The following is a 13,039-nucleotide window of genomic DNA, read 5'->3' as shown; positions in this document are numbered from 1 at the left end:
CCGCGTCAGTCGAGGTCCCATGTGCGCGGCTGCAGCAGTTCGGCCGGCGGCTTGACTTCGTCGATCGCGACCGGGCGCCGGACGATGCGCGTTGCGGTCCACGTGCCCCGGTAGATCCTGGAGCGATGGTCTTCTTTGAGCATGATGCCGTCATCTGTGAAACACGCACTCGTGCTGGCATCGGCCATTCCGGGAGTCATGTCGAACCAGCGGCAGCGTTCGCCGAGGACGGTATCGTAGCGGTCGCTGGGAACAGGCTGGAAGGTGTGGACGGGCTTCGCGCGTTCGGAGTCGGGCCTCGCGATTGTGAGTTCCTCTTCCACGTCGGCCCCGCCGCACTTGTACGTCAAGCGCATCCGGATTGAATCATGGGAAATCTCGATCTTCCGCTGTGTGCCTGCGATCACTTCCTTGAATAGCCACGGGCCAGCCCGGCGCGTCGTGCGAACGGTAGGCGAAGCCGGGTTCGATCCGTCCGGAAGTATCCTTTCTTCCGAAAGCTCCATGACCGTCTCATGCTCTGCCGCCGTCGAGCTCGCGGAGTCCTTTCGGTCCCACCAGTTCAGCGCCAGCAGCGCGCGCGGCAGCCGGGCGTCCTCGGCTGCAACCGGCCGACGCTCGACCCGGATCGCCTCGGCCGACCAACTAATACCTTGGGCACCGGACCTCCGGCGCCACAACTCGATGCCGTCATCGGTGAAGCAGCTCAGGTCGGTGAAGCTATGCCGGGCTGGGCTATCGGCTTTGCTCCGCGCCGTTTCCCACACCGTGCAGCTTTCACCGAGATGGGTCTGCCGCTCGCCGGTGTTGCGGGCTTGGTGGTCGTATTCGAGTTTGACATTGCGCAGAAAGTGGCTGATCCATCCGTTGTCAATGACGTAGGCATTGCTGCCGTGCCGATAATAGGCGGTCTCGGGTGGGGTGGCGTACGTGCTGTCGCTGCGGGTCCATTCGCCATGACGGGTCACGACCCTGATACTGCTTCCCTTGCGATCAGCAAATGTCTCTTTCATGGTGACGACGTAGTCGGGCGGCGTGACGCCGGGCGGCACGAACGGCGCGGCGGCGGCTGAACTGGCGGCCAGGCAGAAGATCATGGGAAGAAATATCAGCCGCAAGCAAACGCTCCATCGTCAGATCGGCAGCAATTTAACGCGAAATCGGACCTTCGTATTGGCCGAAGAATTGCTATCTGAGATTTTGGTTGTCATTGTTTTACCACGATGCCATTAGCATCATTTCCGCATCCTCAACCAATTCGGATACAACCGTGATCAATCGCCGCCAAGCGCTCGGTCTCCTTGCCGCGACCTCTTTCGTGCCCGCGCGCGCCCTTGCCAATGTCTCCTACCAGCGCAGCGAGTTTCGCGACGATCTTTCCAAGCGGTTTTTCGACCTTGGAACGACAGGTACCTTCGTCGCCTACAAGGTGGACGATTACCTGATCATCGCCAGCGACAAGGTGCGCTCGGGCGAGGGCAGGCTGCCGGCCTCGACCTTCAAGATTCCGAATTCGATCATCGCGCTGGAGACCGGCGTGGTCGAGGACCCCGACAAGGACGTCTTCAAGTGGGACGGCGTAACGCGCAGCATCGAGCCCTGGAACAAGGACCACACGCTGCGCTCGGCGATCGCGGTGTCGGCCGTGCCGGTCTATCAGGAAATCGCCCGGCGCATCGGGGCCGAGCGCATGCAGAAATATCTCGACCTGTTCGACTATGGCAATCGCGACATCGGCGGCGGCATCGATCAGTTCTGGCTGACCGGCAATTTGCGCATCGACCCCGTGCAGCAGATCGATTTCGTCGACCGGCTGCGGCGCGGCGTGCTGCCGGTGTCCAAGCGCAGCCAGGAACTGACGCGCGATATCCTCACCGTGACGAAGGTCGGCGACGCCACCATCCGCGCCAAGAGCGGCCTTCTGGGCGCCGAGCAAGGCAAGCCGTCATTGGGCTGGATGGTCGGCTGGGTCGAGAAGGGCTCTTCCCCCACCGTGTTCGCCATGAACATGGACTGCAAGGAGCAAAGCCACATCGCCGCCCGCATGACGGTGGTGCAGCAGTGCCTTGCCGATATCGTGGCGATTTGACGAACCGATCCACGCCGACTTTACTGGCACACAGGAGTACGCTGGACTAGCGTCACTCGCCGCTATGGGGCTCTGCATGTTGTCTCGCCGCTCGGTCGTGCTGGGAGGGTTGGCGCTTTCGCTTGGGCCCGCCCGCGCCTGGGCACAGGCGTCGTCGGAAGAGAGCGTGGCAGCCGTTCTCAGGGAGCGCGTAGATGTCGGGCGCGAAAGCCTGGGGCTTGTCGCGGGCCTTCTTGACGGTGACCGGCGCAGCGTTTTCGCGTACGGGCAGTCCGGCTCTGAAAATAATCGGCCACTCGACGTCGACACGGTTTTCGAGATCGGTTCGATCACCAAGGTGTTCACCGCGTTGCTGTTTGCCGACATGGTGGTGCGTGGCGAAGTCTCGCCCGGCGATCCCGTGGCCAAATTTCTGCCGCGCGACGTGCACGTGCCCGAGTTCGATGGCAAACCCATCACGCTGCTCGATCTTGCGACCTACACGTCGGGCCTGCCGCGCTTGCCCTCCAACTTCAAGCCGGCTGACAAGAACAATCCCTATGCAGACTACACGGTCGGGCAGCTCTACGATTTTCTGGCCAGTTACAAATTATCGTTTGCGCCCGGAACGCATTATGAATACGCGAATCTGGGCTTCGGCCTTTTGGGCCATGCGCTCGCCTTGCGTGCGGGCTCGAGTTACGAGGAACTCGTGGTCTCGCGTATTTGTGCGCCGCTCGGAATGGACAGCACCCGCATTGCACTGTCGCCTTCCATGAAGGAACGCCTGGCGCGTGGTCACGACGCCAGCCTCGCGCCGGTGGCAAACTGGGACATTCCGACATTGGCGGGCGCCGGTGCGCTCCGCTCGACGGCGAACGATCTTTTTACGTTTCTGGACGTGAGCTTGGGTAACCGGCGCACGCCGCTGGCGGCTGCCATGGAGATGACCTTCGCCGAGCGCCGGCCGACCGGCCAGGGTACGCCATTGGTCGGGCAAGGCTGGTTTATCTCGACCCTTCACAATGATGAGATCGTCTGGAAGGATGGCGGTACTGGCGGCTACGCATCCTTTGTCGGATTTTCGACGAAGAGCAGGCGTGCCCGCATCCTGCTGTCCAATGCCGCCGACTACTCGGCCAATACGCGTACGGGCATGCATTTGATCAATGCCGCTTACGTGCTTCCCAGGCTGCGCCGACAGGTGCCGGTCGATCCGCAAATTCTCGCAAGCTATGCCGGCCGTTATGAGGTGACGCCGACCTTCATCCTGACGGTGCGCCCCGATGGCGGACGGCTGTACATTCAGGCGACGGCGCAGCGCGAGTTCGAGGTCTTCGCCGAGAGCGAGGCCGAGTTTTTCTATCGCGTGGTTGACGCGCAGGTCAGCTTCGCTCGGCCGGAAGGCGGCGTGGCGCCGTCGCTGACGCTGCATCAGAACGGCAAGGACATGCCGGGCAAGCGGCTGCCGTAAGGCTGGATCGCCGTGCGCCGGATCGCCTCGCCGATATCGCTAACGCCGGCTCAGCGCCAGCGAGACGGACGTGATGTTGGTGCCCTGAGGCTGGATCGACACCGTCTGCCGTCCGCCACGCGTCGTCAACGACAGGCTGGCCGAGAAGCTGTCGCCTCTTGCTGCAGCCTGGACGTGATCGCCGGCCGCCCGTCCGGAAAGTGTCCCGGATGCGTTGCGGCTCGCTTCGCTCCATGAACCCGAGATCGCGCCGCCACGGTATTCAACGTCGCTTGCGAGATCGAAATTATAGCTTGGGCTGGCGCACCTCAGATTGAGCCGAAGCTGCTCGCCGCTTCCGGCGACGTTGTACGTCGCGCGGCAGCGTAATTGCTCTTGTTGTCCGTCGCTAGTGCTGAGAACACCGCCGCCGGACCACGTACCTGCCATGGCGACGAAAGGCGAGACAGGTGCGGCCACCGCTGCGCCTAAGGGCAGGCATAACACCGCAAACAGCAGCGCCTTTTGGGTAAAACTGGATCCAGACATCTTGATGGCCTCCATTTCGGTATGGCCATCAACGCCAGAACTGCAAACGGGTTCATTGGTTTCACCGCCGCCTGACTTGTGGGGCGGGTTCCATCACGCCGCCGCTACCCCAGCTTCAACAGCGCCTGCAGGGATTCGCTCACCGCCTTGCGCGCTTCCTGGGCGGTCGCCGGATTGCCGCCGACATGCGGATTGAGCGCGATGCAGGCGTCGGCCAAGATCAGCTTCGCCATGCAGCATCTGACCTTCACTGTCCGCAACATTTCGGCGACCGGCGCGTCGATCGCGGCGACGAACCTTGCCGCCATTCCCGACAGCTTTCAGCTTCTGATGGAAATGGAGTCCACGGCGCGGCGCTGCGCCGTGGTCTGGCGCAAGCCGACGCAGATCGGCGTTCAGTTCACCTGAATCGAAAATCGCCGGCCTAAGCCTTGATGGTCGGCTTCCCGATCCGCCCCATATGGGTGAAGCCAAAACCGCTGGTATATTTCAGGCCGTAGCCGAGCGCGCGGTCGAAGCCGATATGGGCCAGCCAGATCATGGCGATCGAGAGAATGAGCGGCGAGGCGGTGGCAAATCCGGTCGTCATGATCGCGACAGGCGCGAGGTAGCTGTGCACGGTGTTGTAGATGAGTGCGCCAAAACGCGGTCCCGACAGGTAGGCCGCAAAGCTGAGGTCCGGCGCGAAGAACAGGATGGCATAAACCCACCAGTCGCCGTCCCAGATATAATAAAGCAGCGTCATGCCGATAAAGAGCGCTAATCCTTCCAGCCGGAGCACCGTGCGCACGCCCCCGGTGACGGCGCCTGAGGTGTCGGCGCTAGCAGTATCGGTCATTCCGTTCCCCTGATCAGGATGCGGATATAGGGTTCGCCGGGCGGCGGTACCAGAGGCCGGAAGGGTGTTTCCGGATCGGAAAATGCCGTGTTAGAAGGCCCTTAAATCGGCACCAAAGGCGGGCGGAAGCAGCATGAAGGACATCCTGGACACCCTCGAAGAACGGCGCGCCGGCGCCAAGCTCGGCGGCGGCGAAAAGCGCATCGAGGCGCAGCACGCCCGCGGAAAATTGACCGCGCGGGAGCGCATCGAGCTGCTGCTCGACAAGGGTTCGTTCGAGGAATTCGACATGTTCGTCGAGCACCGCTCGACCGAATTCGGCATGGAGAAGTCAAAAGTGCCGGGCGACGGCGTCGTCACCGGCTGGGGCACCGTCAATGGCCGCAAGACCTTTGTGTTCGCCAAGGACTTTACCGTGTTCGGCGGCTCGCTGTCGGAAACCCACGCGCTGAAGATCACAAAGCTTCAGGACATGGCGATGAAGGCGAGGGCGCCGATCATCGGCCTCTATGACGCCGGCGGCGCGCGCATCCAGGAGGGCGTGGCGGCGCTCGCGGGCTATTCCTACGTGTTCCGCCGCAACGTCATCGCCTCGGGCGTGATCCCGCAGATTTCAGTCATCATGGGCCCGTGCGCCGGCGGCGACGTCTACTCGCCGGCCATGACCGACTTCATCTTCATGGTGAAGAACACCTCTTACATGTTCGTGACCGGCCCCGACGTGGTGAAGACCGTCACCAACGAGGTGGTCACGGCCGAAGAACTCGGCGGCGCCTCGGTGCACGCCACGCGCTCCTCGATTGCGGACGGCGCGTTCGAGAACGACGTCGAGACCCTCTTGCAGATGCGCCGGCTGATCGATTTCCTGCCGTCCAATAACACCGACGGCGTGCCGGAATGGCCGAGCTTTGACGACATCGAGCGCGTGGACATGTCGCTGGATACGCTGATCCCCGACAATCCGAACAAGCCCTATGACATGAAGGAGCTGATCAGTAAGGTCGTGGACGAGGGCGACTTCTTCGAAATCTCGGAAACCTTTGCCCGGAACATCGTCACTGGTTTTGGCCGCATCGCCGGTCGCACGGTGGGCTTCGTCGCCAACCAGCCGATGGTGCTGGCGGGCGTGCTCGACTCTGATGCTTCACGGAAAGCCGCGCGCTTCGTCCGCTTCTGTGACGCCTTCAACATCCCGATCGTGACGTTCGTCGACGTGCCGGGCTTCCTGCCGGGCACAGCTCAAGAGTATGGCGGCCTGATCAAGCACGGCGCGAAACTGCTGTTCGCCTACTCGCAATGCACGGTGCCGCTCGTCACCATAATCACCCGCAAAGCCTATGGCGGCGCGTTCGACGTGATGGCGTCCAAAGAAATCGGCGCCGACATGAACTACGCCTGGCCGACCGCCCAGATCGCCGTGATGGGCGCCAAGGGCGCGGTGGAAATCATCTTCCGTGCCGATATGAACGACCCTGATGCGATCGCCAAACGCACCAAGGAATACGAAGACCGCTTCCTGTCCCCCTTCATCGCGGCCGAACGCGGCTACATCGACGACGTCATCATGCCGCACTCGACAAGGAAGCGGATCGCGCGCGCGCTGGCGATGCTGAAAGACAAGAAGGTCGAGATGCCGGCGAAGAAGCACGACAATTTGCCGTTGTGATGAAACTTACCATCCATGTGTTGACTTCAATGATGTCCACATCGCGTAAACCGCTCGCACGATTTTCTCGAACTGAACGTCGCTGCCGTTAGCGCCAGCTAACATAACTCTTCGACGGGTATCGAATACACCAGGGGCGAAAACGTTCGGTGCAAAGGTAGGCCCGTGAACCGCAGTGTTTGCTGCGTGACTGGGCGCGTTTGGGATTGGCCTAACATTGTTCAACTTGAGATGTTTCGCAGCGTGGGCAATGCCCCGAATCAGACCAAAATCTGAAAATTGCTGTTCTAATGCTGTTGCGAAACTAGCGGGATCGTAAACCGGAAGAGCGGTTCCGTTGCGGTCTATGAATGTAAAGCTAGTTTTGACGGCAGCTTCGTGAGTGTGAAATACCCAATCGGACATGTGAAAGAGCGAGATTGCGGCGTGGAGCGCACAGCGTAGGCTTTCATTGTTGGCAAAATATTCGCTGCAATCTGGAACAACCATCTCAAGCCAATAGTCGGCCGCAGTATTTAGTTGAAAGGTCGATCGCATCGTTCTGTCCCTAGTCGCGCGACAGGGCACTGCGCCCAGCGTTGCGCAAGGTACCACGCGTTCGACCGAAAATAAGCGAGGAGGCAGATTAGTTCATAGGATGGGTTAGGCGAAGCCGCACCCACTCTGACAGCATCGGTAGGTAGGGCGGGCCACGCTTCCGCCTTCACTCTTCCGAGCTTCAGCGGACAAGCTAACCCGCCCCGCATTGTTCTACAGCGAGGGGCGCTAGGCTGCCTGCTGCTTCATGAATTCCGTCGCGCGCTTCTTGAGCTCGGCAGGCGAAACGTCCTCGACGTGGGTGCCGATGTGCCAGTGATTGCCGGCCGGGTCCGTCACGCCGCCGCTGCGGTCGCCATAGAACATGTCCGAAGGCTCCATCACTGACGTGCCGCCGGCCTTCAGCGCCATCTGGTAAACCGCATCCACATTGGGCACGTAGAGGTGCAGCATGGCCGAGGTGGCCTTTGCGCGCTCGGAAGAATCGGAAATCATCACGACGGAATCGCCGATCTTGAGCTCCGCGTGCATGATCTTGCCGTCGGGCCGCATCATCGGCTCGAACACGAATTGTGCGCCGAATGCGCTCTTCATGAACTGGATGATCCTTTCCGCGCCGTCGACGACGAGATAAGGCGTGAGGGTGTGATATCCTTCAGGAACGGGTTTTACCTTGGTTGCCATAGCTGTCTCCTCTGGTTTGGATGACGCCTGCAGCAGAACGACCCAACATTCCCCCTTGTTCCTTTGGATTTTCACGCGGTTGTTTGTAGAAAGTGTGACGGGCTCATTGCGGCGACGGCGGGGTCGCGGGTTCCGCGTGATCACGATGACGCGATGGTTTTGCGTGCGCGCGCAGGCGCACGCTTCTGCAGATCGCGCGGAGCATTCCTCGACATCATGCTCGGCCTAACGCGACACCAGCGGAACAAAATCGTATTCGCCGACCCCTTGCAGAACCAGGAAGGTGAGCGACGTCGTGCCGCCGTTGGTCACCAGATGCGGTCGCGCAGGTTTGACGACATAGACTTCGCCGGGCTGCAAATTCACTTCCTCTTTCGGATCCTGCAGGAACAGCCGCATCTGGCCTTCCAGGACGTAAAACGTATCTGACACATTGGTGTGGGTGTGCCACGGCACCTTCTGGGTTGCGGAGAGCTGCAACTCCGTAATGCGAAAGCCGGGGCGCGCGGCGTGCTCGGCGCGACGCTCGACTTCGTACAGCGGACTGGCGTCCTTGACTGGCTGCGGCTGGTTCATGACGGCCTTCCTCGGATCATCCGCCCCCAACGCGTGGTGATGCGCGATGATAGCCTTGCGCTGGCCTTCACGAAATGGGCAGTAGGATGGGTTTCACTTCCGCTCTATCCATCCTATGAAGCTGAGACTGCCGCGCCGCGCCTCATCACTCCAGATTGTTCTTCTTCTGCTGCTCGCCGTCCCGAAGGCGCTGCGCGATCGCCGTTCGCCTCGGTATCAGCGCGGCCTCGTCCGCGAGTCGCTGCGCGAGGTCGGAGTGATATTGTTGCACGACGTCGAGCACGGCGTCCTTGGCGAGCTTTCGATGGTACTCGGCAAGGAATCTGTGCAGGTCAGCGAGTTGTTCGTCGTCCATGGGCATCGCGCCTCAGCCGCTATCCCCAAATATACCGCAACCTGTTGATCCCGCGCCAGCTTTCGACGCGCTCAATCGCCGCCCGCGAGCGAGGTCAGATGGTCACGGCTGCCGCGGCAGGCCCCGCATCGGCGGCGCGCCGCTCGCTCCGTTAACCCTCTGTTAACCATGCCGGCCTAGCCTGCGGTCATTGCCTGTTACCACTAGCGGATTACCGCCCGGTTCGTTCGGGGAGAACAGCCGATGTCCGTTGAGACTCTGACCTATGACGCCCTCGGCGCCCGCCTGAACATCTCGCCCGTGGCCGCCCGTTCGCTTGCCAGGCGGCTCCGGCTGCCGCGCTCGCTGTCGGACGACGGCAAGGCGCTGGTGAGCGTTGATCTCGCCGAAATAAGGCACACGCCACAGCCGCCGGGCCGTCGCCAGGCAGGCGCCGTCGCCCAGCTGACGGCCAAGGTCGTGGCACTGCAGGCCGAGATCGTGCAGCTCGAAGCAATGGCCGCCGGTCACCGCGCCGATTTCGAGCGCGAACGCGAGCGCGCGGAACGCCTGGTGACCGAGCTGCTGCATGCGGCTGCCGAGACCACGGCCGCCCGAGAGGCGGCTGCGCGGCTTGAGGGGGAGGTGGCAGTCCTGCGGGCCCGTGCCCGAACCGACAGCTCGATCGACAAGACGGAACGCCGGCTGGGGCAGCTCGCCGCGACCCTGGTGGAATCAGACCGCAAGGCGGCACGTGGGTAGCTATCCCAGTCTTCTCATTCCGCAGCGTCGCGGAGCAATCGTGGGGCAAGAATGTCTAGCACTGATATCCGCGAGTTGAAGGCGCGCATTATTGTATGCGGGGTCGGCGGCGCCGGTGGCAATGCCGTCAACAACATGATCGAGGCCGGGCTCGAAGGCGTCGACTTCATCGTTGCCAATACCGATGCCCAGGCGCTCACCAGTTCGAAGGCCGGGCGCGTCATCCAGATGGGCAGGCAGGTAACCGGCGGTCTTGGCGCCGGCGCGCAGCCCGACATCGGGCGCGCGGCAGCGGAAGAGGCCATCGAGGTGGTCCGCGAGCAATTGAACGGCGCGCACATGGTGTTCGTCACCGCCGGCATGGGCGGCGGCACCGGCACGGGGGCCGCCCCCATTATCGCCAGGACCGCGCGCGAACTCGGTATCCTCACCATCGGTGTCGTCACCAAGCCATTTCAGTTCGAAGGCCAGCGCCGCATGCGTTACGCCGAAGCCGGCATCGCGGAACTGCTGAAGGAGGTGGACACCCTCTTGATCATCCCGAACCAGAACCTGTTCCGGGTCGCAAACGAGAAGACCACATTTTCGGATGCCTTCGCGATGGCCGATCAGGTGCTCTATTCGGGCGTCGCCTGCATCAGCGACCTCATCGTCAAGGAAGGCCTGATCAATCTCGATTTTGCCGACGTTCTCTCGGTCATGCGCGAGAAGGGCAAGGCCATGATGGGCAGGGGCGAGGCTTCCGGCGACAAGCGCGTGCTCAACGCCGCGGTGGCCGCGATTTCCAATCCGTTGATCGAGGATCCCTCGATCAAGCGCGCCAGCGGCCTGATCGTCTCCATCACCGGCGGCAGGGACCTGACGCTGTTCGAGGTTGACGAGGCCGCCACCCGCATCCGCGACGAGGCCGATCCGGACGCCAACATCATCGTGGGCGCCACCTTCGATGCCAGCCTCGACGGCGTCGTCCGCGTCTCGGTGGTGGCGACCGGCATCGATAATCTCGGCGCGGCGCGCGAGCGCCAGCCGGCGGAAAGCTCACTGACGGACCTCGCCAGCCGGCTGAGCAACGACAGGCGCCGAACCGCAGAGCGGATCGAGCGCAGTGTATCGCCACCGCGATTTGAGAATCCGTCGATGCTCCCGGTGGCCCGCCACCCCGAAGTGCGACCGGTAAGGCCGGTCGCGGAACATGCGCGGCCGGCGGCGCCGCAGCGCCTCGATCCGTTCGGCCGCGCCGCGCCCGTACGCAACCCGGTCGAGGAAAAGGTCCTCGATATCCCGGCCTTCCTGAGCCGCAAGGCGAACTGAGCCGTGCTGCCGCGGGCCCTGGTCTTCTCCCAGGCGGTTCCTGAAGGGCTGTTGCCCTATACTTTCCATCCTCCAGCCTTGCTTTGGTCAAAACGGCGGTAGGGAGTGTCCACAATCCGACGATCGCCCGTTCAGTTGACGGCAAAACTGGGAGGAGGCGCCTATGGAGTCCTCGGCGAACACCAAGCAAACCGATTCTCGCAATGTCAGTCCGGGCGATGTTAGTCCGGGACTGTCCACGCAAGGATTGTCCACGCAAGACTTGGAGCTGGTCGCGCGCGCCGATGAACGGCTCGCACATGCTTATGAGCAGATCGCCAGCGCGGATGAGCAACTCGCGCGTGTCAATGAACAGATTTCCAGGATGGAGGACGATGCCGCGCGGAAGCAGGCCGTGAGCAAGCTTCGTCGGCCGTCGCGTGGCAGGCCGGCGCTGCGCGGCTTCATGGGCCTGCTGCTGACGGCGGGCATCTGTTTTGCCGCTTTCGCTTCGCAGTCCTATGGCGAGACGGCCAGGCAGATGATCTCCCGGTGGGCGCCGCAACTGGCTTCGTCGTTGCCGTCGGCAACACCGGAGCTTGCCGCCCAGCAGAGCCCGCCACCCGTTCAGGTGGCTGCGGCGGACGCGGCCATTTCGCAATTGTCACCTGCGGCTCAGACCGCGCCGCAAGACGCGGCACCCGCCGCGATCCCACCCGAGGTGACGCAGTCGCTCCAAACGATGGCGCGTGATCTCGCAAGCGTGCAGCAGGAGATCGGGCAGCTCAAGGCCGCCCAGGAAGCATTGGCCCGCGAAAATGCCAGGACTGCCGAACAGCTCAAGGCGAGCCAAGAACACCAGGAACAAATGGCGCGCGCGATCTCCAGCGCCTCCGAGCAGAATCTGCGGCTCAGGACATCAGTGCCGGCATCTGCCGCGACACCTGCTGCTACATCAGCCAATCCGCCACGGCGAGTTGCCAACGCTGCGCGCAAGCCCGTGTCGACGCTTCCGCCGAAGCAAGCGAGGGCGCAAGCGCGGGCGCCAGTGCAGTTGCAGGCCCGACAACAGTAGTTTTCAGAGGCGCCGTCGTCCACCGAAGGCTGTGTCGCCTCTCTCGCTGATCGCAATATTTTCCAGCGCTCGGAATATAGCCGTCGCAAATACCATTCATTGGTTGGCGCGCCTAACGCGAATTTCGTTAAGTGCGCCAATCTGTCCCGGCCTTGGCATGTGGCGGTAGCCGGACGATGCGCTACGCTCCCTGAAAAATCAGGGAGGAATCAATGTCAGTGAGAATCAATCGCCGTCACTTCATCGCTGCCGGCACGGCAGCCGCCGCGATGCCTTTCCTCTCGCGCAGCGCCTCGGCGCAAGCCGCGTGGCCGTCGCGCAATATCCGCATGGTCTGCAGCTACCCGGCCGGCGGGCAGACCGACCTGCTGGCGCGCGCCTTCGGCGATTTCATCACCAGGCAGGTGAGGCAGACCGTCGTCGTCGAAAACAAGGCGGGCGCCTCCGGCTCGATCGGTGCGGCGGAAGTCGCGCGCGCGGCGCCGGATGGCCACACCATCCTGTGCTCCATCTCGACGACCTATGTGATGAACCGGGTCATGATGAAGAATCCCGGCTACGACATGGATAGAGACCTGACCCTCGTCAGCATCATCCCGGGCGCCGGGCTGCCGCTGGTCGCGAGCCTGGCGTCCGGCGTCAAGACGCTGGACGATTTCGTCGCGTTCGCGCGCAAGAAGGGGCAAGTGAACTTCGGCACCTACAGCGCGGGCTCGGTGCCGCACATGACGATCAACGAACTCAACAAGCAGTATGATCTCAAGATCGAACCGATCCACTACCGGGGCGAAGCGCCGATGTGGACGGGGCTGCTGGACGGCACGCTCGATGTCGCGATGGGCAGCTACACGGCAGCCCAAACCGTCCTGCAAGGCAATAAAGGCGTTGTGTTCGCGGTGCATTCGAAGAAGGTCGCCGCGATCCCTGATATCAAGACCTTGCCTGAGCAAGGCGCGACATCGAAGTTCTTCACGGTAAGCGGCTTCACCGGCTGGGCGTTGCCAAAGGCGACCCCGCAACCGATCGTCGATCGGCTGTCGGAACTGTGCGTGGCGGCCAATGGCGATCCCAAGGTGAAGGAAGTTCTCTCTACCTTCGTGCTGGATCCGGCGCTCGGCTTCAAGGAAAGCAACGCCCTGTATCAGCGTGAATTGCCGACCTGGATCGAGAGCGCGCAGGCGCTCGGCCTGGAGCCCGCCTAGCGCGA

At 62.5% G+C, this 13,039-nt stretch carries 16 protein-coding genes; 8 read left to right on the top strand and 8 right to left on the bottom strand.

Annotation, left to right across the window (positions count from 1 at the left end):
* Nucleotides 1–5 precede the first annotated feature (5 nt).
* The gene (locus tag V1294_RS25855) at nt 6–1,118 is read right to left on the bottom strand and encodes a hypothetical protein (RefSeq protein WP_334501065.1); all 1,113 of its coding nucleotides are present in this window, start codon (nt 1,116–1,118) and stop codon (nt 6–8) included.
* A 152-nt stretch (nt 1,119–1,270) separates the two neighbouring features.
* On the opposite strand from V1294_RS25855, the gene blaOXA reads away from it, so the two are divergent.
* Together blaOXA and V1294_RS25845 are read left to right on the top strand one after the other, a co-directional pair.
* Complete coding sequence (blaOXA, locus tag V1294_RS25850; RefSeq protein ID WP_334501063.1) at nt 1,271–2,089, top strand: class D beta-lactamase; 819 nt, start codon at nt 1,271–1,273, stop codon at nt 2,087–2,089.
* 76 nt (nt 2,090–2,165) lie between these two features.
* Nucleotides 2,166–3,542, top strand: a complete 1,377-nt coding sequence (locus tag V1294_RS25845) for a serine hydrolase (RefSeq protein WP_334501061.1) — start codon at nt 2,166–2,168, stop codon at nt 3,540–3,542.
* A 39-nt stretch (nt 3,543–3,581) separates the two neighbouring features.
* Here V1294_RS25845 and V1294_RS25840 read toward each other — a convergent pair whose 3' ends face one another.
* Together V1294_RS25840 and V1294_RS25835 are read right to left on the bottom strand one after the other, a co-directional pair.
* Nucleotides 3,582–4,085 carry a hypothetical protein gene (locus V1294_RS25840; RefSeq protein ID WP_334479579.1) on the bottom strand — a complete coding sequence of 168 codons (504 nt, stop codon included), beginning with the start codon at nt 4,083–4,085 and terminating at the stop codon, nt 3,582–3,584.
* An 89-nt stretch (nt 4,086–4,174) separates the two neighbouring features.
* Nucleotides 4,175–4,303, bottom strand: a complete 129-nt coding sequence (locus tag V1294_RS25835; RefSeq protein WP_442895386.1) for a hypothetical protein — start codon at nt 4,301–4,303, stop codon at nt 4,175–4,177.
* Between V1294_RS25835 and V1294_RS25830 the strand changes: the two genes are divergently transcribed.
* Nucleotides 4,302–4,478 carry a PilZ domain-containing protein gene (locus V1294_RS25830; protein ID WP_334501059.1) on the top strand — a complete coding sequence of 59 codons (177 nt, stop codon included), beginning with the start codon at nt 4,302–4,304 and terminating at the stop codon, nt 4,476–4,478. The genes V1294_RS25835 and V1294_RS25830 overlap by 2 nt on opposite strands.
* Before the next feature lie 16 nt (nt 4,479–4,494).
* Here the strand turns inward: V1294_RS25830 and V1294_RS25825 are convergent, their stop codons facing one another.
* Entirely contained in the window at nt 4,495–4,908 is a 414-nt protein-coding gene (locus tag V1294_RS25825) for a DUF4260 domain-containing protein (RefSeq protein ID WP_334479581.1), read from the bottom strand.
* A 133-nt stretch (nt 4,909–5,041) separates the two neighbouring features.
* Here V1294_RS25825 and V1294_RS25820 point away from each other — a divergent pair, with 133 nt between their 5' ends.
* Complete coding sequence (locus V1294_RS25820) at nt 5,042–6,574, top strand: acyl-CoA carboxylase subunit beta (RefSeq protein WP_334501057.1); 1,533 nt, start codon at nt 5,042–5,044, stop codon at nt 6,572–6,574.
* A gap of 6 nt (nt 6,575–6,580) precedes the next feature.
* Here V1294_RS25820 and V1294_RS25815 read toward each other — a convergent pair whose 3' ends face one another.
* From V1294_RS25815 to V1294_RS25800, 4 genes are all read right to left on the bottom strand, one after another.
* The gene (locus V1294_RS25815; RefSeq protein ID WP_334501055.1) at nt 6,581–7,111 is read right to left on the bottom strand and encodes a hypothetical protein; all 531 of its coding nucleotides are present in this window, start codon (nt 7,109–7,111) and stop codon (nt 6,581–6,583) included.
* A 228-nt stretch (nt 7,112–7,339) separates the two neighbouring features.
* Nucleotides 7,340–7,795 carry a VOC family protein gene (locus V1294_RS25810; RefSeq protein ID WP_334501053.1) on the bottom strand — a complete coding sequence of 152 codons (456 nt, stop codon included), beginning with the start codon at nt 7,793–7,795 and terminating at the stop codon, nt 7,340–7,342.
* Between the two features lie 225 nt (nt 7,796–8,020).
* Nucleotides 8,021–8,371, bottom strand: coding sequence for a cupin domain-containing protein (locus V1294_RS25805; protein WP_334501051.1), 351 nt, complete (start codon nt 8,369–8,371; stop codon nt 8,021–8,023).
* A 145-nt stretch (nt 8,372–8,516) separates the two neighbouring features.
* Nucleotides 8,517–8,726 carry a hypothetical protein gene (locus V1294_RS25800; RefSeq protein ID WP_334479593.1) on the bottom strand — a complete coding sequence of 70 codons (210 nt, stop codon included), beginning with the start codon at nt 8,724–8,726 and terminating at the stop codon, nt 8,517–8,519.
* Between the two features lie 243 nt (nt 8,727–8,969).
* Between V1294_RS25800 and V1294_RS25795 the strand changes: the two genes are divergently transcribed.
* The 4 genes from V1294_RS25795 to V1294_RS25780 all read left to right on the top strand — a co-directional run bounded on the left by V1294_RS25795 (nt 8,970) and on the right by V1294_RS25780 (nt 13,034).
* Nucleotides 8,970–9,467: a hypothetical protein gene (locus V1294_RS25795; RefSeq protein ID WP_334479594.1), complete on the top strand. Its 498-nt coding sequence runs from the start codon at nt 8,970–8,972 to the stop codon at nt 9,465–9,467.
* 51 nt (nt 9,468–9,518) lie between these two features.
* Entirely contained in the window at nt 9,519–10,778 is a 1,260-nt protein-coding gene (gene ftsZ / locus V1294_RS25790) for a cell division protein FtsZ (protein ID WP_334501049.1), read from the top strand.
* A gap of 163 nt (nt 10,779–10,941) precedes the next feature.
* On the top strand, nt 10,942–11,832 hold the full coding sequence (locus V1294_RS25785) for a hypothetical protein (protein ID WP_334501047.1): 891 nt from the start codon (nt 10,942–10,944) through the stop codon (nt 11,830–11,832).
* A gap of 212 nt (nt 11,833–12,044) precedes the next feature.
* Nucleotides 12,045–13,034, top strand: a complete 990-nt coding sequence (locus V1294_RS25780; protein WP_334501045.1) for a Bug family tripartite tricarboxylate transporter substrate binding protein — start codon at nt 12,045–12,047, stop codon at nt 13,032–13,034.
* Nucleotides 13,035–13,039: the final 5 nt, after the last annotated feature.

The organism is Bradyrhizobium sp. AZCC 1678, assembly GCF_036924765.1.
Classification (GTDB): domain Bacteria; phylum Pseudomonadota; class Alphaproteobacteria; order Rhizobiales; family Xanthobacteraceae; genus Bradyrhizobium; species Bradyrhizobium algeriense.
Note: the sequence above shows the minus strand (reverse complement) of the source record. Positions and strands in the feature narration are given on the sequence as shown.